The sequence below is a fragment of the Methanomassiliicoccaceae archaeon genome, assembly GCA_034928305.1.
Taxonomy (GTDB): Archaea; Thermoplasmatota; Thermoplasmata; order Methanomassiliicoccales; family Methanomethylophilaceae; genus VadinCA11.
In genome coordinates this window covers 515196-541702 of the sequence record JAYFOZ010000002.1, presented here as the reverse complement: position 1 = coordinate 541702, position 26507 = coordinate 515196, and the positions used below count along the sequence as shown (strand labels likewise).

General features: G+C 54.7%; 27 protein-coding genes and 1 tRNA gene. 16 read left to right on the top strand and 12 right to left on the bottom strand.

The window, feature by feature from the left end; translation table 11 throughout:
* Positions 1 to 259: 259 nt before the first annotated feature.
* The 5 genes from VB016_04610 (at position 260) to VB016_04590 (ending at position 3256) form a co-directional block, all read left to right on the top strand.
* On the top strand, positions 260 to 1369 hold the full coding sequence (locus VB016_04610) for a DUF362 domain-containing protein (protein MEA4977812.1): 1110 nt from the start codon (positions 260 to 262) through the stop codon (positions 1367 to 1369).
* 4 nt (positions 1370 to 1373) lie between these two features.
* Positions 1374 to 1916: an RNA 2',3'-cyclic phosphodiesterase gene (thpR, locus tag VB016_04605; protein ID MEA4977811.1), complete on the top strand. Its 543-nt coding sequence runs from the start codon at positions 1374 to 1376 to the stop codon at positions 1914 to 1916.
* 86 nt (positions 1917 to 2002) lie between these two features.
* Positions 2003 to 2461 carry a hypothetical protein gene (locus VB016_04600; protein ID MEA4977810.1) on the top strand — a complete coding sequence of 153 codons (459 nt, stop codon included), beginning with the start codon at positions 2003 to 2005 and terminating at the stop codon, positions 2459 to 2461.
* Positions 2458 to 2895, top strand: coding sequence for a hypothetical protein (locus tag VB016_04595; protein MEA4977809.1), 438 nt, complete (start codon positions 2458 to 2460; stop codon positions 2893 to 2895). Before VB016_04600 ends, VB016_04595 begins: the two co-directional genes overlap by 4 nt.
* On the top strand, positions 2888 to 3256 hold the full coding sequence (locus VB016_04590) for a hypothetical protein (protein ID MEA4977808.1): 369 nt from the start codon (positions 2888 to 2890) through the stop codon (positions 3254 to 3256). Before VB016_04595 ends, VB016_04590 begins: the two co-directional genes overlap by 8 nt.
* On the opposite strand, the gene VB016_04585 is transcribed toward VB016_04590, so the two are convergent.
* Entirely contained in the window at positions 3257 to 4462 is a 1206-nt protein-coding gene (locus VB016_04585) for a cysteine desulfurase (protein MEA4977807.1), read from the bottom strand. It lies immediately after the preceding gene.
* Positions 4463 to 4541: 79 nt separating this feature from the next.
* On the opposite strand from VB016_04585, the gene VB016_04580 reads away from it, so the two are divergent.
* Genes VB016_04580 through VB016_04570 form a run of 3 tightly spaced genes read left to right on the top strand, consistent with a single transcriptional unit; the run spans position 4542 to position 6622 of the window.
* On the top strand, positions 4542 to 5447 hold the full coding sequence (locus tag VB016_04580) for a dihydroorotate dehydrogenase (protein MEA4977806.1): 906 nt from the start codon (positions 4542 to 4544) through the stop codon (positions 5445 to 5447).
* Entirely contained in the window at positions 5440 to 6204 is a 765-nt protein-coding gene (locus VB016_04575) for a dihydroorotate dehydrogenase electron transfer subunit (protein MEA4977805.1), read from the top strand. Before VB016_04580 ends, VB016_04575 begins: the two co-directional genes overlap by 8 nt.
* Positions 6205 to 6208: 4 nt before the next feature.
* Positions 6209 to 6622 (top strand): tetratricopeptide repeat protein, encoded by a 414-nt coding sequence (locus tag VB016_04570; protein MEA4977804.1) that lies wholly within the window; start codon positions 6209 to 6211, stop codon positions 6620 to 6622.
* Here the strand turns inward: VB016_04570 and VB016_04565 are convergent, their stop codons facing one another.
* Entirely contained in the window at positions 6623 to 7453 is an 831-nt protein-coding gene (locus VB016_04565; protein MEA4977803.1) for a hypothetical protein, read from the bottom strand.
* Positions 7454 to 7541: 88 nt separating this feature from the next.
* Between VB016_04565 and VB016_04560 the strand changes: the two genes are divergently transcribed.
* Both VB016_04560 and VB016_04555 read left to right on the top strand, forming a co-directional pair.
* Positions 7542 to 7615, top strand: a tRNA-Cys gene (locus VB016_04560).
* Between the two features lie 77 nt (positions 7616 to 7692).
* Positions 7693 to 8241, top strand: a complete 549-nt coding sequence (locus VB016_04555; GenBank protein MEA4977802.1) for a TATA-box-binding protein — start codon at positions 7693 to 7695, stop codon at positions 8239 to 8241.
* Between the two features lie 31 nt (positions 8242 to 8272).
* Here VB016_04555 and VB016_04550 read toward each other — a convergent pair whose 3' ends face one another.
* From VB016_04550 to VB016_04530, 5 genes are all read right to left on the bottom strand, one after another.
* Positions 8273 to 8929, bottom strand: coding sequence for a PHP-associated domain-containing protein (locus tag VB016_04550; protein MEA4977801.1), 657 nt, complete (start codon positions 8927 to 8929; stop codon positions 8273 to 8275).
* The gene (gene metG, locus VB016_04545; GenBank protein ID MEA4977800.1) at positions 8926 to 11175 is read right to left on the bottom strand and encodes a methionine--tRNA ligase; all 2250 of its coding nucleotides are present in this window, start codon (positions 11173 to 11175) and stop codon (positions 8926 to 8928) included. Before metG ends, VB016_04550 begins: the two co-directional genes overlap by 4 nt.
* A gap of 57 nt (positions 11176 to 11232) precedes the next feature.
* On the bottom strand, positions 11233 to 12627 hold the full coding sequence (locus VB016_04540; GenBank protein MEA4977799.1) for an MATE family efflux transporter: 1395 nt from the start codon (positions 12625 to 12627) through the stop codon (positions 11233 to 11235).
* Positions 12628 to 12665: 38 nt separating this feature from the next.
* Positions 12666 to 13973, bottom strand: coding sequence for an MATE family efflux transporter (locus VB016_04535; GenBank protein ID MEA4977798.1), 1308 nt, complete (start codon positions 13971 to 13973; stop codon positions 12666 to 12668).
* 99 nt (positions 13974 to 14072) lie between these two features.
* Complete coding sequence (locus VB016_04530; GenBank protein ID MEA4977797.1) at positions 14073 to 15455, bottom strand: MATE family efflux transporter; 1383 nt, start codon at positions 15453 to 15455, stop codon at positions 14073 to 14075.
* Positions 15456 to 15539: 84 nt separating this feature from the next.
* Here VB016_04530 and VB016_04525 point away from each other — a divergent pair, with 84 nt between their 5' ends.
* A complete protein-coding gene (locus VB016_04525) occupies positions 15540 to 17306 on the top strand; it encodes a ribosome biogenesis/translation initiation ATPase RLI (GenBank protein MEA4977796.1) in 1767 nt (588 codons plus the stop codon).
* Here VB016_04525 and VB016_04520 read toward each other — a convergent pair whose 3' ends face one another.
* Positions 17307 to 18266, bottom strand: coding sequence for a calcium/sodium antiporter (locus VB016_04520; protein ID MEA4977795.1), 960 nt, complete (start codon positions 18264 to 18266; stop codon positions 17307 to 17309).
* Positions 18267 to 18378: 112 nt separating this feature from the next.
* Here VB016_04520 and VB016_04515 point away from each other — a divergent pair, with 112 nt between their 5' ends.
* Both VB016_04515 and VB016_04510 read left to right on the top strand, forming a co-directional pair.
* Entirely contained in the window at positions 18379 to 19347 is a 969-nt protein-coding gene (locus VB016_04515; protein ID MEA4977794.1) for a PHP domain-containing protein, read from the top strand.
* Between the two features lie 74 nt (positions 19348 to 19421).
* Entirely contained in the window at positions 19422 to 19757 is a 336-nt protein-coding gene (locus VB016_04510) for a hypothetical protein (GenBank protein ID MEA4977793.1), read from the top strand.
* Here the strand turns inward: VB016_04510 and VB016_04505 are convergent.
* Genes VB016_04505 through VB016_04495 form a run of 3 tightly spaced genes read right to left on the bottom strand, consistent with a single transcriptional unit; the run spans position 19747 to position 22839 of the window.
* The gene (locus VB016_04505; protein ID MEA4977792.1) at positions 19747 to 20328 is read right to left on the bottom strand and encodes a hypothetical protein; all 582 of its coding nucleotides are present in this window, start codon (positions 20326 to 20328) and stop codon (positions 19747 to 19749) included. The genes VB016_04510 and VB016_04505 overlap by 11 nt on opposite strands.
* A gap of 27 nt (positions 20329 to 20355) precedes the next feature.
* On the bottom strand, positions 20356 to 21372 hold the full coding sequence (locus tag VB016_04500) for a cation diffusion facilitator family transporter (protein MEA4977791.1): 1017 nt from the start codon (positions 21370 to 21372) through the stop codon (positions 20356 to 20358).
* A gap of 57 nt (positions 21373 to 21429) precedes the next feature.
* A complete protein-coding gene (locus VB016_04495) occupies positions 21430 to 22839 on the bottom strand; it encodes an MFS transporter (GenBank protein MEA4977790.1) in 1410 nt (469 codons plus the stop codon).
* A gap of 79 nt (positions 22840 to 22918) precedes the next feature.
* Between VB016_04495 and cobO the strand changes: the two genes are divergently transcribed.
* Genes cobO through metA form a run of 3 tightly spaced genes read left to right on the top strand, consistent with a single transcriptional unit; the run spans position 22919 to position 25346 of the window.
* On the top strand, positions 22919 to 23464 hold the full coding sequence (gene cobO / locus VB016_04490; protein MEA4977789.1) for a cob(I)yrinic acid a,c-diamide adenosyltransferase: 546 nt from the start codon (positions 22919 to 22921) through the stop codon (positions 23462 to 23464).
* A 39-nt stretch (positions 23465 to 23503) separates the two neighbouring features.
* A complete protein-coding gene (cysK, locus tag VB016_04485) occupies positions 23504 to 24415 on the top strand; it encodes a cysteine synthase A (GenBank protein MEA4977788.1) in 912 nt (303 codons plus the stop codon).
* Between the two features lies 1 nt (position 24416).
* Positions 24417 to 25346, top strand: coding sequence for a homoserine O-succinyltransferase (metA, locus tag VB016_04480; GenBank protein ID MEA4977787.1), 930 nt, complete (start codon positions 24417 to 24419; stop codon positions 25344 to 25346).
* 3 nt (positions 25347 to 25349) lie between these two features.
* On the opposite strand, the gene VB016_04475 is transcribed toward metA, so the two are convergent.
* Complete coding sequence (locus tag VB016_04475) at positions 25350 to 26492, bottom strand: radical SAM protein (protein ID MEA4977786.1); 1143 nt, start codon at positions 26490 to 26492, stop codon at positions 25350 to 25352.
* Positions 26493 to 26507: the final 15 nt, after the last annotated feature.

The window sequence follows — 26507 nt, the reverse complement described above, 5'->3', positions numbered from 1 at the left end:
TCCTCACAACGGGGATTGTTTTCCCGTTGAACAGTGTAAATACTTTCTGTATTTCAAACAATGCCCGACCTTATAAATTCCGGTCAATTAATTTTTTACACCCAGCACAACGAATTGTCGAGTGAGGAACACTCAAAGTCCAAGGAGACAAAATAACACTGTTTGTAACAAAAACAGCAGATTTTGACCCCTTCGTACGTCCGCTCCCGCCACGTGAAAAAAACCCGATTTATATAGGGAACGTCATGGCTTATGCATCATGGCATCCGAGGTTTTCTTCACAGACATGCGCACCGGGACGGGAGATTCCATACCTGACAAACTGCTAAGGCTCGTAGAGAAGGCAGGGATCGGCAGGATGGACTGCGACAGGAAGTTCGTGGCCATCAAGATGCACTTCGGCGAACTGGGGAACCTTGCGTACCTCAGGCCGGGAATACCCAGGGTTCTGGCCGAGAAGACCAGGGAGCTCGGAGGGATCCCTTTCCTGACAGACTGCAACACGCTGTACGTGGGTCGCAGAAAGAGCGCCCCCGAGCACCTGGATACCGCGAACTACAACGGATTCAACCGCATGTCGGCAGGATGTCAGATAATAATAGCCGACGGCCTTAAGGGGACCGACGACGTCGAGGTCCCGATAAACGGCGAATATGTGGAGACGGCCAAGATAGGCCGTGCGATTTACGACGCGGATGTTATCGTAACGGTCACGCATTTCAAATGTCACGAGCTCACCGGATACGGAGGGGCCCTGAAGAACCTGGCGATGGGGTGCGCGTCCCGCCGCGGTAAGATGGAGATGCATTCGGCGGGAAAACCCTCCGTGGACCGCGATAAGTGTGTCGGGTGCGGCACGTGCGCCAGGCAGTGCGCGGAGTCCGCGATCGCCTTAACACGGAGAAAGGCCGCCATCGATAAGGAAAAGTGCGTCGGATGCGGAAGATGCATCGGCTCCTGCCTCTACGATGCCATAACCGCCGAGAACGACCAGGATGCAGGCGTGCTAAATGCCAAGATCGTGGAGTACGCTATGGCCGCCATCAAGGGCAAACCGAACTTCCACGTGACCGTAATGACGGATATATCTCCGAACTGCGACTGCCATGCCGAGAACGACGTCCCGGTCATACCCGATGTGGGGATGCTCGCATCCTTCGATCCTGTCGCTTTGGACAGAGCCTGCATAGATATCGCGATGCGACAAACGCCCATCGAAGGCAGCGAACTTTACGAAAAATGCGCCGGTGAAATACCGGAAGACATGTTTGCCTGTATACATCCGACCACGAGATGGCAGAGCACCTTCGAACACGCGGATAAGATGGGGTTCGGCTCTTCCGACTACGTCATAGTGAATATCAAGTGATATCATGCGGGCATTTGTTGCCGTTAAGATACCTGACAGACCGTCGTTGATCCGGCCGTTCAAAGGCCTGTCTGCGGACGGTGGAATGAAGATCTACGGCACCGGGGACCTGCATATCACCCTCAGCTTCATCGGAGAGATAGAGGACGGACGGCTCTCCGATGTTACCGAGGCCGTTGAAAGGGCGGCCCGTGGCATAGGCCCGTTCGAGATCGAGGTCGGAGGGCTCGGGTCGTTCCAGGGAAGGTGGGGGCCCAGGACCGTCTGGGCCGGCGCAGGGTCGGGAGGAAACCTGGAGAAGCTTGCCGAAAGGATCTCCGAGGAGCTTGATAAGAAAGGGATCGGGCACGACAGGAAAAAATTCGTTCCCCACATAACATTGGCAAGATTTCGGGACGGGAGGGGCGCGCCATCCGCATCGTCCGTCATCGAAAGATACGAAGGAGGGGATTCCTTCACTTTCACCTGCAAAAATATAACGATATTCAGCAGCGAGCTTGGCCCGTCGGGCGCCGTCCATACCCCCGTATCTGAGATTTTCCTCTGATGTATGTTTCTTAAGGTTAACTGTAGCTTTCGCCCCTTATACTCTGCAGATCCGAATAAGATATCATGAGAATAACAAAGCGTCTCATGAGAAATAATAGGATCAGGATTTCGAACAACCGCCGCGGAGGAATAGAAGGCCTCCCGCTGCAACTGATGATCGTGATACTGGTGGCGACACTCGGTACCGGCATCATACTGGGATGGATGGGCAATATAGAGAGCCCGCAGTCCATCGGTTCCGTGGACGTGACGTCCGACGACATCGTGCTCGTAAACGGAAGCACATCCGACGGCATCATCGAGGTGCGCGTAACGGACCAGGACGGCGAACCGATCGAAGGCGCCGCGGTCGTGCTCTCGGGCCTCGGAATAACAGACTTGAACGGTAAGACCGCTTATGACAGCACAGATTCCAACGGACTTGCTGTATTCACGGGCCTCAATATCACGATGGACAACAGTTCTGTCGGATTCATAACCGTAAACGTCTCGGCGTCCGGATACGGCGAGAACAACACTGCAAGGGTCACCGTGATAGCATGAAGATGGACAGGAGGGGGACCATAGGCATGCCCGTCAGGCTTGCCGTCACCTTCCTGATCCTGGCCCTTACCGTGCCGCTCCTGATGGGGGCCGTGGATGATTATCGGAGCGATGCCGAAGCTTCCGGACTGAGGGCCCAGGCGGGCATCGTCTCCGATACCGCGGAAAAAGCTTATTATGCCGGCGAGGGGGGAGCTTTCACGGCAGAGGTTTCGATCGGACATTACAACAGGATCGTTATCGGCGGCGAAGGCGCCGACGCCTACATGATAAATATATTCTGCGGGGACGACAGCATCGGCCGTTTGGTGATGGACCGCCCTGCAGTAAGGATCGCCGGCGACGGAATATCGATTTCGGGCGAAAGGACGCTGTTGTTCGAATGCGTGAACGACGGCAGAGGATATGCGGTGGAGGTGAGCGTGATTGCTTGAGTTCACGATGTCCAGGGTCGTCCTGTGCATTTGCGGGGCCGTCCTTCTAGGGGCCGTAGCCATACCGTTTTCAGGAATCTGCTCGTCCAACGAAGACGTGCAGATGACCGAGACCGCGGACTCCATAGCGGAGATGGTCGACTCTTTCTACCGTTCGGAGGCTGATGAGATGACGCTCAGAGGATGGGACATTCTTCCGGACCCGGGATGCTCGATGCGGGCGGAGGGCCACATCCTGATATTGGAAAACGATGGAAAGGAATATCGTTCGCTGATCTCCTGTATATCCGAGGGTTTTTCACTTTCTTACAACGGAACGGTCACATTGGAAAAATCTGATGCCGGGATCGTCGCAGTGTGATCATTTTCCGAAAGCGTCGGCCGCTTTCCTGAGAGCCGCGGAGAAACGACTTACATCTTCCTCATTATTGTAGAGGTAAACTGAAGCTCTGGCACTCCCCTCTATCTTCTTCCCCTCGAAGAAGGGATGGGCGCAATGCAGCCCCGAGCGGATCATTATGCCATCGATGTTGTCCAGCATCATGGCTATGTCATGGGGCGACAACCCTTCGACATTGAACGAGAATACGCTGCCGCGCCTGTCCGGGTCCGTTGGGCCGACGAGCTTCAGCCCCCTGATGTCCTCCGTCTCCCTTACCATCTGCCTCATGAGCTTTTTGTCCCATGCCTCGACATTGTCCATACCCGCCTTCGACAGATAGTCGAGGGCCGCCTTGGTCCCCGCTATGCCCGCATAGTCCTGAAGCCCCGCCTCGAACCTGTCGGGCGGCGGCGCCAGTCTGACCGAATCGTATGTCGCAAGGCCGACCGTCCCTCCGCCGTAGGAGAGGGGCCTGAGCTTTGCCAGTTCCTCGGACCTTCCGTACAGTACGCCCATTCCCGAGGGGCCGAGCATCTTGTGCACCGACAGACAGTAGAAGTCCGGATTGATCTTGTCCAGGTCCACCTTGATGTGCGGTGCGGCCTGCGCACCGTCGATCACGACTTTCGCGCCGGCGTCGTGGGCTATCTCCGATATCTCTGCGACAGGCATTATGCACCCTGTGACGTTGCTCGCGTGTATCACGGAAACGACCTTGACGCGCTTTTCCATGCATTCTTTGAACGACTCGATGTCCAGTTCCCCTTCTTCCGTCGTCTTGGCATAGCGCCTCTTCGTCCCTTTCTCCTCCGAAATGATCAGCCAGGGGACGTGATTGGAGTTATGTTCGGAATCGGTTGTAACCACCGTATCTTCTTTCTTCAGCGAAAGGCCGAACGCGACGGTGTTGAGCGCCTCGGTCGCGTTCTTGCAGAACACATAGCAGTCCGGATCGTCCGTGCCGAAGAATTCGGCCAAGGATTCACGGGCCTCGTCCACTGCCATGGAGACCTTTGCGCCCATTGCGTGGACGCTGCGGCCTCCGCACGACGGATATTCATTATAATATCTGAGTATCGCCTCGATGACGCTGTCGGGGCGGAGCGATTGACATGAGCTGTCCAGGTATACGCCGCGGTTGTTCCTCATCGTGGGAAAATCGTTCCGCAGAGACGATATGTCCATGGAAAGGCCATGATTTCCTTGTTCATTACGCTTGCGCATTCGAAAGGGGTTTTTATTAAGAGACCTGCATGCGGTAGCGATGGGTAGACTGGAAATTACCTTCGGACGGCTGAGGCTGGAACGTCCCGGGATGGTCGCATCGGGAATAATGGATGAGACAGGGGACTCGATGGCGCGCATGATAAGATCGGGAGCGGGCGCCGTGGTCACAAAGTCCATAGGCCTCGAGCCGAGGCCGGGGCACAGAAATCCCACCTTCACCGAGGTCGAGGGAGGTTATGTCAACGCTATGGGCCTTCCGAACCCGGGAATAAAACTTTTCGCCGAGGAGATGGAGATAGCTTTGCGTGCGGGGCCCGTTGTCGGTTCCGTGTTCGGCTCCAATGCCAAGGATTTTGCAATGCTGTCGGCCAAGATGGAGGACTATGGGGCATCCGCCATCGAGCTGAACCTCTCGTGCCCCCATGCCGAAGGATACGGGGCGGAGATAGGTTCCGACCCGAAGAACGTACGCTCGATCGTTTCGGCGGTAAGTTCGTCCGTCGATATCCCCGTATGGGCAAAGCTGACGCCCAATACCTCTTCGATAGTGGAACTGGGCAGGGCCGCGGAGGACGGCGGCGCCGAGGCCGTGGTGGCGATCAACACCCTGAAGGCCATGGTCATTTCGGCAGAACTGCGAAAACCCGTCCTGAGCAACAAGTTCGGAGGCCTCTCCGGGCCCGCGATAAAGCCTGTGGGCGTCAGGGCGGTCTATGATCTTAGGGGCGCGCTCAGCATCCCGGTCGTAGGCGTCGGGGGCATCTCTAACTGGAGGGACGCCGCCGAATATCTCCTTGCAGGGGCCAGCGCATTCCAGGTCGGAAGCGCCGTGGGCACGAAGGGGCCGAAAGTGTTCGGAGAGATCAACAGGGGCCTGGAGATGTTCATGTCGGACCACGGTTACGGGTCCATCGCGGAAATGGTAGGTGTTGCGCGTGAGTGAGACCGTCAAGATCATCGGAAAGATGAAGGAAAGCAAAGACACGTACACTCTGGAATTCAAATGGGACGCTCCCGCGATGCCCGGACAGTTCGTCATGGTCTGGATACCGGGCGTCGACGAGGTCCCTATGTCGCTCTCCCGCATAGGGAAGATCAAAGCGATAACCGTCAAAGGCATAGGGGAGGCCTCCAATGCTATACACGGTCTGCAGGTCGGGGACTACGTCAGGCTCAGGGGCCCCTACGGCAACGGATTTTCCATAAAGAAGGCCAAAAGGATCCTGGCGGTCGCGGGCGGTGTAGGCGCCGCGGCGCTGATCCCCGCAATAAAGGAGACAGGCTGCGATACCATCATAGGCGCCAGGTCCGAAGGCGAGATCATTCTGGACGATGTAGCGAGGAAATACAGCAAGAGCGTCTGGATATCCACCGATGACGGCAGTCGCGGTTTCCACGGAAACGCGGTACAGCTTGCAAAGGAGAAGATGGCCCTCAGGGACTATGATCTGGTGATCGGTTGCGGGCCCGAGGTCATGCTTTATTTCCTTCACAGGGCGTGCAAAGAGAACAATGTCGAATGCCAGCTTTCCCTGGAGAGGTTCATGAAATGCGGCGCCGGCGTATGCGGGTGCTGCATGATGGACGAGCTCAGAGTTTGCAAGGACGGGCCTGTGTTCGGCACAGAGGAGCTCGACGGCCTTTCCGACTTCGGGACCAGGAAAAGGGACGAGTGCGGACGCATCATAAATCTAAGGTGAGAGCTTGCCGGTTCCAAGCGGACATATCGAGGTGCATCACGGGAACCTTACCGTGCATGTTCCCAGAGGCATTTTCAAAGCGGGAACCGCGGAGATCGTTCCCGAACGCGCGGCACCGTTCAGAGAGATGGTCATGGGGAGATACCCTTGGCTTACCGCCAACTCCGTGAACGTCCTTATGGAGCGCGCCATCAAAGAGATGAGACAGGTCCTCGACGAAGAGACGGCGGGACGTTCCGTCAGCCGCGTCCTTGCGGAGGGCGGCCGCGTCGGCGAGGCCATAGACCATCTGACCAAAAGTCTGGAACGCAACCCCGACGATGCCGATTCCTGGTATCTTCTCGGGGAACTGCTATGCAGAGTCGGACGTACCGATGAAGGATACAAAGCGTTCGCAGAGGGAAGGAAGCGTTTCTGATCAGCGGAACAGCGCCTTTATCGCCGCGACCACTTCCGGAACCGTGGCTCCCCAGGGCACGACCGCCGTGTCGCCCTCTATCACATGGCCCTCTCTGACCTTGCAGCACCTTACGATGGTTTTTACCCCGTCCTTGGGGCAGAAGTCCCTGGGGCATATATCGATCGTAGCGGTGTCCCTCCCGTAGAGTTCCCTGAATATCCTGCGGGAAGTATCGCACCCCAGCAATGTGACCTCGTGATTCAGCTCGGGGCTCTCGTCCAGGAAATAGAACGGTTTATCGGCCCTGAGGCCGGATACCTTGCAGGGGAACATGACTCCTCCGGTCCTGACCTTCGATACCATGTCCTGGATATCGATGGTCAGATTTTCGGTCACTATCGGAAGGTCGATATATCCTGACTCCAAGGCCTTGTTGACCAGTATCTCCGTCTTGGACGGGTACGGAGGAACGCTGTCTACGACCCTCAGCGTCATAGGCTCGATCCCGGTGACGAAACTGATATGGTAGAACATCCCGCGGACGACCACGGTCTTCCCGGGATGCTCCTTCTGGATCTGCGCCCTTTCCGGAAGGTTGAGGACGTCCGCCCCGGGCATGTCCACGAACACGGTATCTTCGGGCAGAGATATTATGTCCACCGACTCGACTGTCCTGAACAGCCCCGCCCCCTCCGACTTGTGCAGCTCGGCGACCGCGTACCTGCCATCCCTGGACATGACCACATACTGTGCCCTGACATAGGCCTTGTGCCCCATCAATCCTTTGCGGATCCCTTCCTCGGTGAGAGGGAAATCCGCTTCCAATATGGAAATGTCCTTGCAATGCATGCCCGTGTATCAGACTAACAGACCTATAACCGTTATCCCGTCCGATGACGAAATGATTTAATACGTTCAACCGATGAAGTGACTGGCTGTCGGGGTAACACAGTGGCTATGTGGCGGACTGCAGATCCGCATACGGGAGTTCAATTCTCCCTCCCGACCCCATTTTATTTTTCCTTTTAACGTCGGGTTTTGCGTAATCTATTTAAATAGGCTTTAAATAGCCTATATAAGGTACAAAAATGGCAAAAATGAAAATAGAGAATGTTGTCGCCTCGAGCTACCTGGGACAGGAACTCGACCTCAACGCGATAGAGGCCGCGCTCGAAGGTGCGGAGTACAACCCTCAGCAGTTCCCGGGGCTTGTGTACAGGCTCAAGGACCCCAAGACGGCCACGCTGCTCTTCAGGAGCGGCAAGGTCGTATGCACGGGCGCCAAGTGCTATGACGATGTGGTCAGGGCCGTTACCACCGTCGCCAAGGACCTGGAGAAGGCGGGCATTACAATAACCATCGTGCCCAAGATCGAAGTTCAGAACATCGTCGCCTCTTCCGACCTGGAACAGGAGATAAACCTGAACACCGTGGCCATAACTTTGGGACTTGAGAGGGTCGAGTACGAGCCCGAGCAGTTCCCCGGCCTGGTTTACAGGCTGGACGACCCCAAGGTCGTAGTGCTTCTATTCAGCAGCGGCAAGATGGTATGCACGGGAGCGAAGGTCCCCCCGGACGTCACCCGCGCGGTCGACAAGATCGCCGCCGAGCTCAGGTCCGTCGGACTGATGAAATAAACGCTTAACTCCGGCGGGGGTTCCCGCCGGATCACATTTTCCTGAAACCTCTGGACATCCAGAGCCCAATCGATCTGATACCGTAGCGCAAAGTGCTCCCCGTGTGCCTGTTCGAGCTGATTGCCGACAAAGGTCCCGACATCATCTCTCTCAGAACTTCCGACCATGACGTGAGCCCGTCGGGCAGCGTGACATATCCGAATCCGATGTGGCGCGTGGTGTGCGCATCGCTCCCCGCCGATACCGGACATCCGACCTTTGCGGCGAGCGCCGCAGAACCCAAATTGTCTTTATTGTACGATCTGGAGTTCGCCGCCTCTATGCCGTCGAAGGGATTGTCGAGCACGGCCTGCTCTCCGAGCCCCGACCACCATCTGTACGGGTGTGCCGCAAAGGCGATCCCTCCCGCATCGTGGATGGCCTCTATGGTTTCGATGATCGAAAGCCCCTTCTGTATCTGTCTGTCGATGCCGTAAGCGAGGATATGCCCTCCCTTCGAGGATACTTCCTCCCCCGGTATTACTATGAGGCGGCCGTCGTCTTTGATCAGGTCGTATGCCTCGAAACTGTTGTGATCCGTTATCGCTATGCAACCGATGCCCCTCTCGACCGCGACGTCCACTATCGTGACGGGGTCTGTGCGCCCGTCCAAAGAGAACGAAGAGTGAATGTGCAGGTCCGCCTTCATCTTACGCCAGCACCGTCCTTGATCTCGCTTTCGACGGTTGCAACGCTGCCGTTGCCGTCGCTGAGCAGAACTGTTCTATCGCCATCTATCACGGCCGCGGCACGGGTGGGGCATCCTTCCGACGGCTCCAGCTTCCTGGACCCGGCGACGAACATACCGTCTCTGACCGTGGAGACCTTGAGGACCGCCTTCTGGAAATCCTTGTACTCGATACGAGAGGATGACGAATCCATCCCGGACGAGAACTTCGTCCCGTTTGGAACCTCCTTCGAGGGAGTTAGCAGTAGCACGGCGCTTCCGCCTATGTCCTCGTCGTCCGCCGCGAGCAGCATTCCCGAAGACATTATACCGCGGAGCTTGGCGGGCTTGAGGTTGGAAACCACGAGGACCTTGCGGCCGAGCATCTTTTCCCTCGGATAGTAGGCCTTGAGACCTGCAACTATCTGCCTGGGGGATTCTTCCCCGATATCCACGCTCAGCAGGTAGAGCTTGTCGGCATCCGGGTGGTCCTGAACGCTGATCACGCTTCCGGCCCTGAGATCGAGCTTCCTGAAGTCCGCGAACGGCCCGGAGATGTCCGGTTCAACAGCTGGCACCTTGTTCTCTTTCTCCTTTTTGTCCTCGAACTCGACCTTCTTGTAGACAGGCACGGGTTCGGGCATGGCGGCGCCGCTGGGAAGCGGCCCGGTCATTCCTTCGTATCCGCATTCCTCTATCGTGCCGCCGATCGCCAGATACTCCCATATCTTCTCCGACGAGCGGGGCATGTACGGCCATGACATGACCGCGAGGGCTTTGACTATGCGGAGGTTTGTGTTCATGACCCTTCCGCACGCTTCCTTGTCGCTCTTCAAAAGCGCCCATGGCTTGGACTGGTCAAAATACTTGTTCGCAAAATGGGCCAGGTCCATGACCGCCTTCAGAGCCTTCTTGAAATCGCATTTCGAAAGATACTCGTCGTATTCTTTGAAGGCCGATCCGATCCTCCCCATGACCTCCGCCGACTCCTCGGGGAGGGCCGCTTCGGGTATGCTTCCGTAATTCTTCTGCGTGAAGCTTAGACACCTGTGATAATAGTTCCCGAGGTCGGAGACGAGTTCGTTGTTGATCTTTATCTTAAAGTCCTCCCAAGAAAAATCAGAATCGTGCGTGTCCGGCATGTTGATCGACAGATAATATCTGACGAGGTCCGCGTCGTATTCGTTAAGGACGCTGGGCACATCTATTGCGCCTCCGCGGCTCTTTGAAAGTTTTCCGCCGCCGAACATCAGGTACTCGTTAGCCGGTATGTCGTAAGGCAGGTTCAGACCGCCCTCGCCCATCAAGATGGCGGGCCAGATTATCGAATGGAAAGGAATGTTGTCCTTACCGATGAAATAGTAGTGCTTGACCTCCGGGTCCTGCCAGAACTCTCTCCAGTAGTCGGGCTTGCCGATCATCTTCGAATATTCTATGGATGCGCTGAGATATCCGATGACCGCGTCGAACCACACATAGATGACCTTCCCGTCCCAACCGTCCACGGGCACAGGGACGCCCCAGGTCATGTCCCTGGTGATCGCCCTGTCGTTGAGGCCCTCGTTGAGCCAGTTCTGCGTGAACGTTTTCACGTTAGATCTCCAGTGGCCCTTATCGGCGATAAAATCGAGAAGTCTTTCCCTGAAAGCGCTCAGCTTCAGGAAATAATGCTCGGTCTGCCTGACCTCCGGCACGTTGCCGCACTGGATGCAATGGGGCTCCTTAAGGTCGCCCGGCTCGAAAGTGGTTCCGCAGGTGTCGCACTGGTCGCTCCTGACGTCTACCGCCCCGCAGGTAGGGCAGACTCCCTCGACATACCTGTCGGGGAGGAACCTTCCGCAGTCTCCGCAGTAATACTGGTCTGTCTGCTTTGTATAAAGATATCCTCTGTCGAGAAGGTCGAGGAACAGCTTCTGCACCACCTCGTAATGGGTATCGCAGTGGGTCTTGTTGAATAGCGAATATTCTATGTCGAGGTCCTCGATCGCCTTCTTGTTGATCTCGTGGTATCTCTCGGCCACGGACTCGGGCGTGGTGTGCTCCTTCTCGGCGGTGACGGTTATGGGGGTCCCGTGCTGATCGGACCCGCCTACCATCAAAACCTCGTTACCGGCGAGGCGGTTGTATCTGCTGAAGATGTCTGGCGGCAGAAGGGACCCCGCCACGTGTCCCAGGTGTATCTTCCCGTTGGCATACGGCCAGGCGATGTTGATGCAAACTTTTGACATGATATGGCCTCACAATGTTCTGTTACCTATAAATAAATCGATAGAAGGACGGCAATTTCAGGCCGCCTGTCCTTCTTTGGGATGATATTTTTCCGCATGCTTCAGGAAGTTCCTCAGAATGCTTTCTCCCCATATGCCGGCAAGCAGAGAACCAACGATCTCGCCGAACGCCACTCCCCACCAGATGTAGTCCAGGGTGCCGCCTATTCCGAAAAGGAATATGCATACGGGGATCTGCACCAGATTTCTGACCAATGTGGATATCAGGGACTTCGTGCCCATCCCCAACGACTGGAAGAACGCGGAAGCTGTGGCACCCCAGCTGGCGAACGGCAGGAATATGCATCCCACATGCAGGAGCATGACCATATCTTCGCGTAGATAGAGCGTCGATTCCGTATAGGTGAATATCATCACCATGTACTGTGCGGCGATCGCCGTTATTATGCTGATCGCAAGCATGATCACCACGACCAGCTTCAGGGTGTAGCGGTATGCTTCGTTTACGCGGTCGAAACGCCGGGCTCCGAACGCCGCGGCGCAGACCGGGACCATCGCACTTCCGGTGGCCATGAGGGGAATCATCAATATGCTGATGATACGCCAGCTGCTGGTGTAGATTGCAACCGCATCGTCGCCTCCCGCCCCTATCAATATGATGTTCATCACTATCGAAACGAGAGATATGATCATCATCTCCAGGCTTGCGGGGATTCCGACCCTGAAGATCATCCTGTCGATCTTTCTGTCGAATTTGAATCCCTTAAGCGAGAGCGTGAGGTATGTATCGTTCTTTACCTTGAACCAGTAAATAGCCACGCTCAGGCCTATCAACATCGAGATGACCGTACCGACGGCCGCACCGGCTATGCCCCATCCCAGTCCGAATCCGAACGGCTGGTATATCAGGAACGGATCGATGGCAAGGTTGATGCACGCCGTCAGTATCTGGATCATCATCGATCTTTTTGCGGCGCCTTCGGACCTGAGGAGGTTCGAAAACAGGCTGCTGAGCATCAGTATCGGTGAAAAGATGACTATCGGCAGAGCATACTGATAACACTCATCGATGATGTTTCCTCCGCCCATCAACATGAGGAGCGGGCGCAGGAATACGCCCAGGATGGCCGCTATCATAAGCGACGCGATGATCGTCAGCACTATTGCCTGGACGGCAGACCTGTCGGCCCCCTGCTTATCGCCCATGCCTATGTGCAATGCGACGGTCTGCGAAGCACCGACACCGATACCGTTTCCGACCGCTAGGATTATGAAGAAAACGGGAAAGACCAGGCCGACGGCGGCCAGGGCGCTCGGACCAAGGCCGGCTACCCAGACCGAGTTGATGATGCTGTTGAGACTCTGGAATGTCATCGCTATGATGACGGGTATCATCATCAGGACAATGGCCCTTTTAGGGTCGCCGAGAAGCTTTTCCACATCTTTTGTCATTGCTTCGCCCATAAGGCGGGCTAATTCGATGTTGTATATTAGAGTTGCGAGATTGGTTTTCCAATATGGGAAATGTGCCTGAAAAGAACGATGGCGACTACCAGAGTAACGATTCCGAAAGCGATCTCGCAGATGGTCATTCCCCACCACATGTATGATGCCACCCTGAATGAGGAAAGCCACGCGTAGACCGCGGCTATGAACAGATTCCTCACCACCGTCAGAAACAGAGATGCCGTCCCCAATCCCATAGACTGCATCAGCGCCGACGATGCGTTGATCAGTGAGAAAGCAGGGAAGAAAAGGGTGCAGACCACCAGCATGTCGGCCATGTACGGCCTCAGCCTGGCGGAGTCGTCGGAGAGCGTCATGAGCTCTGTCAGGTGGGGGGCGAGCAGCGCCGTGAGTGCCGCGATCGCCACCATTATCGCAATAGACAGTTTAATGCCGTGTATAAAACTGACATTCGCTCTGTCTGGGTCTTTCATCCCAAACGATGCCGACAATATAGGTACCAGAGCAAAACCTATTGCCTGTGCCGGGACCATCATTATCATTGCGATCCTCCACGTTATCTCGAAAACCGCGACGAGGTCGGTACCTCCGGTAAAGGATATCGAGCGCACGAAGAAAACCGACATCAAGGACATGATCACCAGTTCCACCGTCTGGGGGACGCCGACCTCGGAGATCGATCTCACTTCCGAACGGGTGAACCTGAAAAATTTGAAGGAGATCGGCGTAAGCACGTCCTTCTTCACCGAGTACCAGTATATTGCGGGTATCATGGATATCGCGGCCGATACCACCGTAGCGTAGGCCGCTCCGGCGATTCCCATGTCCAGCCAGTAAATGAACACCGGGTCCAGTATTATGTTGAATACCGCGGCCACCACCAGGATGAACGTGGACCTTTTCGCTGCGCCTTCGCCCCTCAGACATCCTGAAAGCACCCCTCCCATCATCAAAAGGGGAGCGAAGAGGATCACGGGATATGCGTAATCGGTACAGAGTCCGATTATACTTCCGGCCCCCATGTACCGCATGATTGGCTCGACCATTACTGCCAGCAGGACAAGGGATACCACTCCGGCGATCAGGGTGATCACGACCGACTGAACCGCAGCGGAAGAAGCGGACCTCCGGTCCCCGGCACCTATCCGTTTGGATATTGCATAGGATGCGCCTATGCCTATCCCGTTCCCGATGCTGATGATCGCCATGTAGATCGGCGTGACGATGCTTACGGCCGCGAGGGCATCTGCCCCCAGCCCGGATACCCAGAACATGTCCGCCACGCTGTTGAGGTATTGGACCAACAGTGCCAGCGCTATAGGTGCCGACATCCTAAGAACTGCTTTTCGGGGGTCACCGAGTATATTTTCCGAAGAATCAGTCAGATGCGGCTCCTCCTTCCGGTCATGGGCCATTATCGCTCTGACAGATTATAACTTTCGGGATATTCCCTTCGAACGTTCGAACAGACCCAACCTCCACAGTGCCAGTCCGAGCATCAGGAGTCCTCCTACTATCTCTCCCAGGGTGAGGGACCACCAAAGAGAATGGGGCGTACCTATCAGGTACGCTGCGACGGCGAACAATATGGCCAGCATCAAGTTGCGCATGAACGATGATGCAAGTGCTATGTTCGCGTTCTCGAGCGACTGAAGCAGAGACGAGCCTGTGAATATAAGGGACATCACAGGCACCATGATGCAGAATACACGGATGATGTAGGTCATCTCATCTCTTTTGGCCGCAAGTTCCCCCTCGTAAGTGAACGCGGCCGATGCCAGATCGGCAGTGATGAACAATATTATGGCCAGTACTATCAGTGTTTCGACTGTTTTCCTCACACCGTAATAGTATGTCTTCCTGATCTTGCCGTATTGTTCTGCTCCGTACTGCGCCGAACAGATCGAAACTATCGCTCCTCCGACGGCCTGGGCCGGTATCATGAGCAGGTAAACGACCCTCCAGCCCGTGGAGTACATCGCAACTCCCACGGTTCCGGCGACCATTATGACGGATAAATTCAGGAAAACATTGAATATGTTCATCACTGAAAGTTCGGTAGCTTCCGGTAGACCTACCTTGAGGACTCCCTTCATCTCTTTAGGGCTGTATTTTACTTCTTTTCTCCCGATCTTTAGATACATATCCTTTTTGATGAAATACCAGTAAAATGCCAGTATGATGGAGGAGCCGAATGCGATGACTGTCGCCCAGGCCGCTCCGGCGACCCCCATCCCCAGTCCGTAGATGAGGATGGGATCCATAATTATGTTGACCGCTGCGGAAAGAAGCTGAATGTACATCGAACGTTTAGCGGCGCCCTCCCCACGGATAATTCCTGTGATTATCGCGTTCAGTATGATTACGAACGTGGCAAGATAGAGCGGCGTGGCATAGTCTTTGCACAGTCCCAGGATATCGGATCCTCCGAAGAGGATTATCGACGGCTCCATGGTTATCAAAAGAATCGGCGTAAGGGCCACCGATACCAAGACCGAAAGCAAAAGGGACTGCCCGGCCTTTCTTCCCGCCTCCTTCCTATTATTCTGGCCTATGCTGCGTGCTATCGCGGCAGAAGCTCCGATGCCCAGTCCGCTTCCGATGCCCATGACAGTGGCGAAAACCGGATAGACTATGCTGATGGAGGCCATCGGGTCCGCTCCGAGCCCTGCGACCCAGAACGTATCCACCAGGATATTGATATGCTGGATCGCCAAAGCCACAGCTATCGGAATAGAAAGGTGCCAAATCGCCCTTTTGTAATCGCCCGTCAGTATTTTGACATCCTCGGAGGTCCCATCCGCTTCGGCCATGATTATTACTTCCCGCAGTACTTTATTTGTTTATCTGTGGTACCATCCTTAAAGGTTATATCTTTAATAGGTCTAGGCGGAGGCATGCGTATAGCGGCCGTCCTGCAGGACAGATGCCAGAACAGAAAATGCAACAAAGAATGCTACAAATTCTGCCCACTTGTCAGAACCGGAGTGGAATGCATAGTTTTCGGGGAACGCGGCAAACCCCTGATCTCCGAAGCCCTATGTCAGGGATGCGGAATATGCGTAAACAAGTGCCAGTTCGACGCGATCAAGATCATCGGGCTCGCAGACGAGCTCAAGACCGAGATGGTTCATCAGTACGGCGAGAATACTTTCCGCCTGTACAGGCTTCCCGTACCGAAGAAGGGGATGGTGACCGGAATACTGGGCCCTAACGGAATAGGAAAATCGACGGCGATAAAGATACTTTCCGGCGAACTTGTTCCCAACCTCGGCGACTACAGGGATCCTCCCTCCAAGGAGGAGGTGCTTCAGCACTACGACGGCACCGAGGTCAAGACATATCTCACCGACGTCTACGCGGGAAAGGTCCGAACGGCCATCAAACCACAGTACGTCGACCTCATCCCGAAGGCTTTCTCGGGACCCGTAAGGGGCTTTCTTTCAGGGATCAGGGGCCGCCTCACCTTGGACGAGGCGGCGGTCATGTTCGAGCTTACGGAGCTGCTTGACAGAGATATCAAGAAGCTCTCAGGCGGAGAGCTGCAGAGAGTGGCCATGGCTGCAACGATCATGAAGGATGCGGACGTCTACTTCTTCGACGAGCCGACCTCGTATCTGGACATATACCAGAGGATAAAAATCGCCCGTATCATCAAGGCCTTGAGCGTGGATAAGCAGGTGGTCGTCATCGAGCACGACCTTGCTATCCTTGATTTCCTGGCCGATATCGTCAGCGTCGTCTACGGTACCGAGGGAGCTTACGGCGTATTCACCCTGGCCAGACAGGTGAGGACGGCCATCAACGTATACTTGGACGGTTACCTTCCCGAAGAGAACATACGTTTCAGGGACAGGCCGATAGAATTCTTCGCCTCGCCTCCCAGGAGCGACTGGGTAACGGCAGACCTGCTGTCCTTCGAAGGTTTAAACAAAGACTTCGGCGAGTTCACGCTCGACGTCGTCGGAGGTTCCATCAAGATGGGCGAATCGGTAGGGGTCGTTGGTCCCAACGCCACGGGCAAGACGACGTTCGTCAAGATGCTGGCCGGAGAAATATCGCCGGATGGCGGGAATATCGACGCGAAGGTGAGGGTCGCATACAAGCCCCAATACATAACCGGGGACTTCGACGGCACGGTAAGGGACATGTTTTACCGCAAAGATTACGACAGGGTCACTTCGAGCTTCTTCGAGGGCGAGGTCATCGAACCTCTGAGCGTAAAATATCTGATGGACAAACAGGTCTCCAACCTTTCGGGAGGAGAACTTCAGAGGGTAGCCATCGCGATGTGCCTGCTTTCGGACGCAGACATCTACCTGTTCGACGAGCCTTCGGCATATTTAGACTCGAACCAGAGGATGAACGCGGCGAAGACCATACGCAGGATGATGGAAAAATCGGGACGCAGCGGAATGATAGTGGACCACGACATCTACTTCCTCGACATGGTCTCGGATTCAATGATGGTCTTCGGCGGGGAGCCTGGGCACCACGGAATCGGAGAAGGCCCGTTCGATATGAGGGACGGCATGAACAGATTCCTTTCGGCGGTTGACATTACGTTCAGAAGGGACGCCGAAAGCCACAGGCCCAGAATAAACAAGCCGGACTCCAGGCTCGACAGGGAACAGAAGTCCAACGGCGAGTACTATTACTCGTGATCACAGGACTCCGCTGGTCAGCTGCGGGAATATCATCATGAGTGCTATATAGGCGGCATATACCAGGAACAGGAAGACACCTTCTCTCCTGTTGACGCGGTCGTGAGTCCTTACAAACAGGAAAACCAAAAGTGCCAGTATTATCATTACCGGTATGTGGAAGGCCAAAGTTGTATCGCCTATCGGGATGTTTGTGAACAGCGCTCCGATGCCCAGTGCGAAGAAGCTGTTGAAAACTATGCTTCCGACTATGTTGCTCACGACCAGCTCGTCCTCGTGACGGTAGGCCGCCATCAGGCAGATGCATATTTCCGGAAGCGCAGAGCCTACGGCGACCAGTATCAGTCCGATCATCAGGTCCGATACTCCGAATATCTCGGCGAGGCGGACCGCACCGTCGATGAACCAGCTGGCACCGAAATACAGCGCGGCCATTCCGATTATAATCATTAACGAACATATGGGCACAGAGGTCTTGGAAACATCGACATCCGGCGCCTCTTCCGTACGGCCCTCTTTCACCTTCACCTTATATACGGAGAATATGAAGACCATCAACAGTGCCAGCAATATTATTCCATCGATGAATCCGAGCACTCCGTTGAGAGAAAGCGCCAATATTACAAGTACCGCTATGATCATCGCGGACATCTCGAACCTGATCTGGGCGAACTTACATGCTATCGGGCTTATAATGGCCGCCAGACCTACTGCGATCCCGGCATTGGCCGAATTGCTTCCGATGATGTTGCCTATTATGATCTCGGGGTTCTCGCTGCTGACAAGAGAAGTTATCGCCTCAGGAGCGGAGGAACCTATAGCAACGATCGTAAGCCCCACCACGAAGGGAGTTACGCCGAGGCGGATCGCCAGCTTCTTAGCTCCGTCGACCATCGCCTCCGAACCTATGTACAGGAGCACTATGCCGATCGGTATGCCTAGAAGGGCCCATTCAATCATGTTCGGCCGAATACGAATATATCTATAAGCCTGTCCATCGCAACGATCTGTGATCCGCCTGCAATGCATGTTCCGATTACCTCTTATATGCAGGTGATATTGCGGTTACATCATGCCCGAGATGGGAAAAGCAGACACCCACGTGCACACAGAATATTCCGGCATCGCAAGACTGGGCGTCATGAAATTCCCTGAATCCGTGTCGGCCCCCGCAGACCAGGTCGAACGTGCCAGGAAGAACGGAATGGATGTTCTCTGCATCACAGACCACGATGAAACCGTGGGTGCTTTCAAGGCGCAGGAATACGCAAGAAAATACGATGACATAGAAGTGGTCGTCGGAGAGGAAGTTACGACGGCCGACGGAGAGATCATAGGTCTTTTTCTTAACGAACGTATTCCCGACAACTTATCAGTCGAAGAGACCGTGGATATCATAAGGTCTCAGGGCGGGCTGACGATGGCGCCCCATCCTTTCAGTTTCCACGTTGCAGGGCTCCAGGAAAAAATATTCTCCCTGGACCTCGATGGGTTCGAGGTTCTGAACGGCGGGCATGTAGATTCATATTCCAACGCATTCGCAGGCGCGGTGATGGACAAGTATCCCGGCAGATGGGCGGCGATTTCGGGTAGCGACGGCCATTCCGTACACACCGTAGGTTACAATTGGACGGAGTTCGAAGGGAACACGGCCGACGATTTCAGAAAGGCCGTCCTTCAGAAGAAAACGTCTGCGGCAGGGCGACCGACCCCTGTCTTCGGAGTGCTCCAGTGGAGCGCGGAAGTTGTCTGGGGAGGACAGAAAATGATGTACCGCTCGATGATACACCGCCTTCCGGACGATGACGAAAAACCACTGGTAAAGAAAATAAACAGCCTTACCAGATTGAAAAAAGCTACGGGCATAATCTCTGGTTTCGCCTATGTGGTACCGCCTGCATGCTTTATTGCAACATGGCTGAGCACATCCTATCTCAACCTGAACGCCAGGAAGATGAATAAAGGAATGGAAAAAAGATTGAACAACATAGATTGGATGGTATCTCAGCCTCCATCCGATGTGATCAAAATAATCCACTGACGCGTAGGGCCCCTTATTGTGCCGATGTATCCATAAGATGATATTGTTTTATCTTTCGGAACCTGTCATGTACCATGGACCGTATCTTCAAAATAGCCGTCAACATTCCCGAAGAATTTTTAAAAGATCTTACCGAGAAGATCAACTCTTCGATGACCCAGGTATATCCGGGCTACGACATGGTTTTCTCCCTGACAAAGGTCACCGGCATCTGGAGACCGCTTCAGGGTTCCGATCCTTACAACGGTGAAACGGGCAAGTTGACAACTGCCGACGAGATCAGAGTCGAATTCGCCGCAAGGGAAGACGACCTGAAATCCGTCATAGAATCGATAATCAGCGTCCACCCCTACGAAGAGCCGGCGATAGATGTGATCCCTATGTACGCCTGGAAGAGCTTCATTCGGTGAACTTGTACGAATATATCGAATCGAAAGTTATCTGCAGCCTGCGGACCTTGAGGCTCTGCTTTCTGAAGACCAGGTCCTCATCGGAAAGTATGCCCATGCTGTTGAACTTCTCCAGCATCTCCGTGGCGCCGTCATAGTCGTTCTCCACTCCGACCATTATATCGATGAGCCTGTTGCGACAAGATATGTTCTCGGGTACCTGACCGTCTTTTCCAAGTATGTTCGGGAGGATGTCGGGAACGAGTCCGAGGTTTAAGAGGCACATCTCCTTTGCCTTGGCATAATCCTCTTTCTCAAAAAGTGCCAGTATATACTCTTCTCTAAGTTGGAAACGCTCCATGGCAGTGAATTTCTGGGTTTCCGCAAACTCTCCCAAAGTGATAGTGGCGGAGTTGTTACCTTCCGCGTTCGCCTTCGACATCATGTCTTTGAGGACGGCCGCCTTGGAAGAAGTGTCCGCGCCCCCCACGTATCTGGAGAGCCTGATCTTCTCCCTCTCGTCCAGGGCGTCGTACCACTTGGACAATTTGACCGCAGATATCTCTTTGGGAACGTCCTTCTTGAAAATCATGGGGCGTAATCGGCCGGCCCGTATAAATCATTCATCATTTGGCGAATGCTGTTTTTTAGCCACCATATTGTCTTCGTCCCACTCGATTATCCTGACGAATTTCGAATCGCGGATATCGCAGTCCCTATTGCATATCCTGCATGAAAAGTCCCGGCAGGGTTCGGACTTGACGGTCAGCTCGACGCAGTCCCCGAACTTTTCCATTATACATTCTTCGAGCTCGTTTGTCTCGTCGTCTATCTGTCCGACGGTCATGTTCCTCGGGAATGTGGCATGGAGCTCCACCACGTACCTGGTGCCGAACTTCATCACTCTGAGGGCGTGGATGTCCACCCAGTCGTCATGCCTGTGTTCGCGCAGGCATTCCACGATCGTGTTGACTGTCTCCTCCTCCGCGCGTTCCATGACGGTGTCGATGCATCCTTTCAGGACCCTTGCGCCCGTGGTCATTATGAAAGCACCGAAGAGGATGGCCATCACCGGGTCCAGCCAGGCGACGTTATAGCCGTAATGCATGCCGACGACCACGACGACCAGGCCCGCTATTATTCCCATGGAGTCCAGTGTATCGGTGCAAAGATGCTTGCCGCTCGCCTCCAAAGCCTGGGAACGGTTCTTTCTGGCTATCTTTATCGCGGTCCTTCCCATTGCCAGATTGACCAGGGCAGCAATGAATATTATTATCAGACCGTAATCCATCTGCTGTAAAGGCTCTGGATTGTACAGCGACTCCACTGCCGAGAATATGATTATCAGGCCTGCTCCGAGGATCATCAGTCCTTCGAAGGCCGCAGATACGACCTCCACGCGCCCGTGCCCGAAAGGGTGGTCCTTATCAGGGGGCTTGGGTGAAATGAACAACGCATAAAGGCCTACGAGCCCTGCGATGACGTTTACGATGCTCTCCATCGCATCGGTGAAAATGGCCACCGAATTCGTCATGAAATACGCCACGAACTTTGTGACCATCAGGATTGTACCGACTGTGACTACCACTACCTGGAAGCGGAAGTTCTCTCTGGAACCAGAGATCATGTCGGCCATAAATCGTTTAGCGGAAAGCGGGTATATAGGGGTTTGCCAAGGTTATCCGAGTTAGGCTCAATTAACTTTTCGCGTTATGCTGGCTCTTCTCTCGGGCGGGGCTCCTCTGAACCATGAAACCAACATGGCGAACAGGCACATCACGGCCGATACAAAGAAGGAAATACGTATCACCATGACGAAATTTCCATATGTGCTCGGGCCCAATGTGTCGAGTCCCCCCATTATGACGGCTATTGCGAACATCGCTATCCCCATGGACGCCATCATGCCCGTCTGTCTTACGACGGCAACCATGGCCGATGCCGCGCCGCGGTCGACGGGGGAGACGGAAGACATTATCGCCGTGGTGTTGGGGGCATTGAAGATCGCGTTGCCCAGTCCGAAGAATAACAGTGCCGCGATCACCAATTGGAGGTTTAGGTCTATCGACAGCGCCATTATGAGAATTATACCTATCCCGCTCACGGCCACGCCGACCGTCGGCAGAAGTCTCTTGTCTTCCATCCTGTCGTACAGTTTTCCGAAATAAGCGGTGAGGGCTGCCTGTACGAGGGGCTGGGAGAGCATTACGATTCCCGCTTCGGAGGACGTGAGGGCGCCGATGGTCTGAAGATAGATCGCAACGAAGAACGACACGGCATAGTTCGCTGAGTTCATCATGAACGAGGCCAGGCAGGACCGGGAGAAGGTCTTGTTCGAAAATATGCGGACATCGAGAACAGGTTCCTCGACGCGCTTCTCGTATTTCACGAAAGCCCACAGCAGTAGCAATCCCACGATCATCGAAACTGCGGACAGGAGGCGGGGCATGTTTATCAGGCCTATCATCGTCAGCGTTATTGCCAGGGAGCACAGGACCGTTCCCGTAAGGTCGAAGGTCTTGCCGTGATGCATTTCGTTGTTACTTCTCACACTCAATATTGTGAAGGATGAGATTATCGCCAGAGGTATCGTGACCAGGAAGACGGACCTCCAACCCAGAGCGTCGTTTATGATTCCTCCGACGACCGGCCCCATTGCCGCCCCCAAGTAGACGCTTGCGGTATTCAGTCCGATAGCGGCCCCCCTTTCGGACGGGCCGAAAGCATCGGTAAGCATCGATATCGCAGTTCCGGCTATGGCCGCGGTCGCCAGTCCCATTACTGCTCTCAATATCAGCAGCATCTCGAAAGACACGGAGAAATACGCAACTATGGATGCGATCGTGAAAAGGATGAGGCCGAATATGAAAAGCTTCCTCCTCCCGTATATGTCGGCGATCTTCGCGATCGGCACCATGAACACCGCCGAAGAAAGCAGGAACGCCGTGTTGACGTAAGCGAGTGCATGCGCACCGACGCCGAAGGTCAGACCGATGCTCACAAGGCTCAGATTCATCATCGTGCCCGTAAGAGGAGTTATCGCCGATGCTATGCATGATGCAATTAGCAACGTCCTCTTCTGCGCCTTCGACATCTCCTCCATTGCCCTGTCGATTGTTCGGCGTTTATTTTAACCATTGCCGGTGCGGTATTATTAATTCGGAGACGCCGATACTGCAAACATGGACGTGAAAAACTGCTGCAAGAAAGACGAACTGGGCCTTGTACACGTTTATACCGGTAACGGGAAGGGAAAGACCACGGCCGCCCTGGGGCTGGCCTTCAGGGCGGCCGGTTGCGGCCTCAAAGCGATAATGATCCAGTTCCTGAAGCCATCGGAGGAATACGGCGAGCAGCTGGCCGCGAAAAGGTTTGAAGGATTCGAGATCCTGTCCATGGGCCTTGACCATATGTGTTCGGATGTAACACGTCCCGAAGATATACGCCTGGCACACGAGGCGCTTGACCGTCTTTCGGATATCCTCTCCTCCGGTAAGTACGATCTGGTAATCGCCGACGAGATAAACGTAGCGATGTCGTGGGAGCTTCTTAAGCCCGAAGAGGTCATCGATGTGTTGGACAAAAGGGCCCCCTTTACGGAAGTGGTCCTGACCGGGAGAGGCGCACCGGACAAGATCAAAGATTATGCCGACCTGGTGACCGAGATGGTCCTTATAAAGCACCCTTTCGACAAAGGAATTCCGGCACGTCGCGGCGTGGAGTTCTGAAAAACATTAAGTTGCCGATAGTAGGTGCGGTGAGACATTATGACAGTATATGACAGCGTTCTCGAATGCATCGGCGAGACGCCCATTATAAGGCTGAGGAAGATGGCCCCGGATAAATCGCACATCTATGTTAAGATGGAACGCGGCAACCCCGGAGGGTCCGTAAAGGACAGGGCGGCGGCATCTATGATAGCGGACGCCGAAGCCAAGGGATTTCTTAAAGAGGGCGGAACCATCGTAGAACCGACTTCGGGCAACACGGGCATCGCCCTCTGCATGGTGGCCGCGGCCAAGGGATATCGTACGGTGATAGTCATTCCGGACACGATGTCCGAGGAACGCATGGCGTATATGAGGGCATACGGCGCCGATATCGTCCTCACTCCCGGGGCCGAGGGCATGAGGGGGGCGGTCGACAGAGCGCGCGAGATCGCCAAAGAAAGGAGCGCGTTCGTTCCCGGACAGTTCGATAACCCCGCCAATACTTTGGCTCACAGGGTCGGCACGGGAAAAGAGATCCTCAGGGACCTTCCCGATGTGGATTTCGTTTTCTCCGGCATAGGTACCGCAGGGACCGCAACGGGAATTGCTCAGGCTTTCGCCGATGCGGGCTCGGATGCAAAGGTGATAGGAGTGGAGCCTGAAGAGAGCCCCCTCCTGACCGAAGGAGCGGCGGGGCCGCACGGCATCCAGGGCATAGGGGCGAATTTCGTCCCGGGCTGCCTCGACATCGACATGATATGGAAAGTCGTCAGGGTTTCGACCGAGGACGCGGAAAGGACGGCCGTCAGACTGGCAAGGGAAGAGGGCATCTTTGCAGGGATTTCCTCCGGTGCGGCCGTCGCGGCCATGCTGGAATTCGGCAAAGCTAATAAAGGTAGGAAGCTACTTGCAATCTTACCCGACGGTGGGGAAAAATACCTCAGTACGGGCATCTACGGAAGGTATTGAATTGCCGATAAAAATCCCCGACGACCTGCCAGCCGCCTCCACCCTGGAGTCGGAGAACGTTTTTGTAATGACCGAAAAGCGTGCGGTGTCACAGGACATAAGGCCTCTGGATATCCTCATCATGAACCTGATGCCCACCAAGGTCGAGACGGAAACGCAGATACTGCGTCTTCTGAGCAACAGCCCTCTGCAGGTCAACATAAATCTGCTGCAGGCGGCGACCCACGAGTCGAAGAACATATCCCAGGAGTACCTGGACCGCTTCTACACCAGGTTCGACGACATAAAAGACAGAAAGTTCGACGGAATGATCATAACGGGTGCGCCGGTGGAGAACCTTGCATTCGAAGATGTGGACTACTGGGACGAGCTGTGCGAGATCATGGAGTGGACAAAGGACCACGTGGTATCCACCCTCTTCATCTGCTGGGGCGCCCAGGCTGGCCTGTACCATCTTTACGGCATTCCGAAACATCCTCTGAAATCGAAACTGTCCGGAATATTTCCTGTCAAAGTTATGACCAATGGCGAGCGCCTTTTCAACGGGTTCGACGACGTATACAATATGCCGCACTCCCGTTACACGGAGGTCCGGGCCGATGACATAGTCAAGAACCCGCATCTTCACATCATTGCGTCTTCGGCCGAGGCGGGCGTATCGGTCGTTATCTCGGAGGCGGCCGGACAGGTGTTCGTCACGGGGCACATGGAATACGACCGCGGGACGCTGGCATACGAATACGAAAGGGATCTGAAAAAGGGTATAGGACCGAACATTCCCGAGAATTATTTCCCGGACGACGATCCGCGTAACGACCCGGTCATGAGATGGAGGGGTCACGCAACACTTTTCATGACCAACTGGCTGAACTATTACGTCTATCAGGTAACACCGTACGATATATCTCAGATAGGCTCCGAGAAGAAATAAGCTTCAGAAGTTCACTATTCCGGGGTTGATGAGCTTGCCCAGCACGGCATCGCGAACGAACATGTTATACTGGGACATGTCGGGCCTCTCCGAGAGTATCCTGTCGACCTCTTCCTTTACGTGAAGGAATACCGCCTTGAAGATCTTGCACGAAGGTCCGCCGTTCTTCTCGATACCGGTCTCGCATTCGGCATCGATGCTGCAGCCTCCGGCGCAGTAACGGTATATCTCGCATGAAGAACACTCGTTCCTCCGGGCTACTGTACCTTCGAGGATGTCGGCGAAACCGTCGGTGGAAAATACATCCGATATGGATTCGATCTCGCTCACGTTGCCCATACGGTATTTGGAAGGGCAGCCTTTGGCGCATGGATACAGGTCCCCGTTGGGATAGACGCACAGCCACCTGCCCATGCAAGATGTGTGGGGGCAGTCGGCGAACGCCGGTTTGCCCAAGGCGTTCAAAACATACAGATAATACGGGAGAAGGGGGACCTCGGCGTCCTTGTCGAACAGCCACTCGTCGAACGCATCGATGCAGCCTTTGATATATACGTCGGTATCCGGTATCATAGACGGGTCTACGGCCGCGCATCCCTTCGGCAACACTGGAGAGAAGGACGGGGCGATCCCCAAGTCCCTGAAGTAACGGTAAATTTCCGGTTGCTTGTCTGCTGTTTCTGTCGATAACGTGCAACTGACAGAGAACTTGGAACCGTGTTTCTGCATGACCTCTATGGACCTTCCGGTCTCCGCGGTCATGTTCCTCAGAATGTCGTTATACGGACCCTCATAAGAAATCCCGACATTGATGCTCCTGTCCTCGCATAGCCTCAGAAGCCTGCGGTCGATGTTGATCCCGTTTGTCTGGATCGTATTGCCGACCCTATGTGAATCCTTTCCAAAATACTTGTCCTGAAAATCTAACGCCCTGCGATAGAAAGAGAACGGCATAAGCAGGGGATCTCCGCCGTGCCAGATGAACCAAACCGACTGGTACTCTTCGGAAGCCAGCTTGAAGATCTTCTCCAGAGTCTGGAACGAAATGTTACCGGAATTCCTCTCCTCGGGGAGGTGGTAACAGTGGCGGCAAGAACGGTTGCACTCCAAGGTAGGCTTTATGAGTATCGCAATATACGGTTTCACGGCATCACCGTTTCA

Bases quoted from the DNA above. Each gene is read 5' to 3' on its own strand.
- VB016_04550 (MEA4977801.1), bottom strand. From the start codon at position 8,929: ATGAAGGCGGACCTGCACATTCACTCTTCGTTCTCTTTGGACGGGCGC.
- VB016_04580 (MEA4977806.1), top strand. From the start codon at position 4,542: ATGGGTAGACTGGAAATTACCTTCGGACGGCTGAGGCTGGAACGTCCC.
- VB016_04565 (MEA4977803.1), bottom strand. From the start codon at position 7,453: ATGCATTGCAAGGACATTTCCATATTGGAAGCGGATTTCCCTCTCACC.
- metG (MEA4977800.1), bottom strand. From the start codon at position 11,175: ATGTCAAAAGTTTGCATCAACATCGCCTGGCCGTATGCCAACGGGAAG.
- VB016_04585 (MEA4977807.1), bottom strand. From the start codon at position 4,462: ATGGACATATCGTCTCTGCGGAACGATTTTCCCACGATGAGGAACAAC.
- VB016_04535 (MEA4977798.1), bottom strand. From the start codon at position 13,973: ATGTCGGCACCTATAGCGCTGGCACTGTTGGTCCAATACCTCAACAGC.
- VB016_04495 (MEA4977790.1), bottom strand. From the start codon at position 22,839: ATGGAGGAGATGTCGAAGGCGCAGAAGAGGACGTTGCTAATTGCATCA.
- VB016_04510 (MEA4977793.1), top strand. From the start codon at position 19,422: ATGGACCGTATCTTCAAAATAGCCGTCAACATTCCCGAAGAATTTTTA.
- cobO (MEA4977789.1), top strand. From the start codon at position 22,919: ATGGACGTGAAAAACTGCTGCAAGAAAGACGAACTGGGCCTTGTACAC.
- VB016_04530 (MEA4977797.1), bottom strand. From the start codon at position 15,455: ATGGCCGAAGCGGATGGGACCTCCGAGGATGTCAAAATACTGACGGGC.
- VB016_04595 (MEA4977809.1), top strand. From the start codon at position 2,458: ATGAAGATGGACAGGAGGGGGACCATAGGCATGCCCGTCAGGCTTGCC.
- VB016_04505 (MEA4977792.1), bottom strand. From the start codon at position 20,328: ATGATTTTCAAGAAGGACGTTCCCAAAGAGATATCTGCGGTCAAATTG.
- VB016_04520 (MEA4977795.1), bottom strand. From the start codon at position 18,266: ATGATTGAATGGGCCCTTCTAGGCATACCGATCGGCATAGTGCTCCTG.
- VB016_04540 (MEA4977799.1), bottom strand. From the start codon at position 12,627: ATGACAAAAGATGTGGAAAAGCTTCTCGGCGACCCTAAAAGGGCCATT.
- cysK (MEA4977788.1), top strand. From the start codon at position 23,504: ATGACAGTATATGACAGCGTTCTCGAATGCATCGGCGAGACGCCCATT.
- VB016_04555 (MEA4977802.1), top strand. From the start codon at position 7,693: ATGGCAAAAATGAAAATAGAGAATGTTGTCGCCTCGAGCTACCTGGGA.
- thpR (MEA4977811.1), top strand. From the start codon at position 1,374: ATGCGGGCATTTGTTGCCGTTAAGATACCTGACAGACCGTCGTTGATC.
- VB016_04600 (MEA4977810.1), top strand. From the start codon at position 2,003: ATGAGAAATAATAGGATCAGGATTTCGAACAACCGCCGCGGAGGAATA.
- VB016_04610 (MEA4977812.1), top strand. From the start codon at position 260: ATGGCATCCGAGGTTTTCTTCACAGACATGCGCACCGGGACGGGAGAT.
- VB016_04515 (MEA4977794.1), top strand. From the start codon at position 18,379: ATGCCCGAGATGGGAAAAGCAGACACCCACGTGCACACAGAATATTCC.
- VB016_04500 (MEA4977791.1), bottom strand. From the start codon at position 21,372: ATGGCCGACATGATCTCTGGTTCCAGAGAGAACTTCCGCTTCCAGGTA.
- VB016_04525 (MEA4977796.1), top strand. From the start codon at position 15,540: ATGCGTATAGCGGCCGTCCTGCAGGACAGATGCCAGAACAGAAAATGC.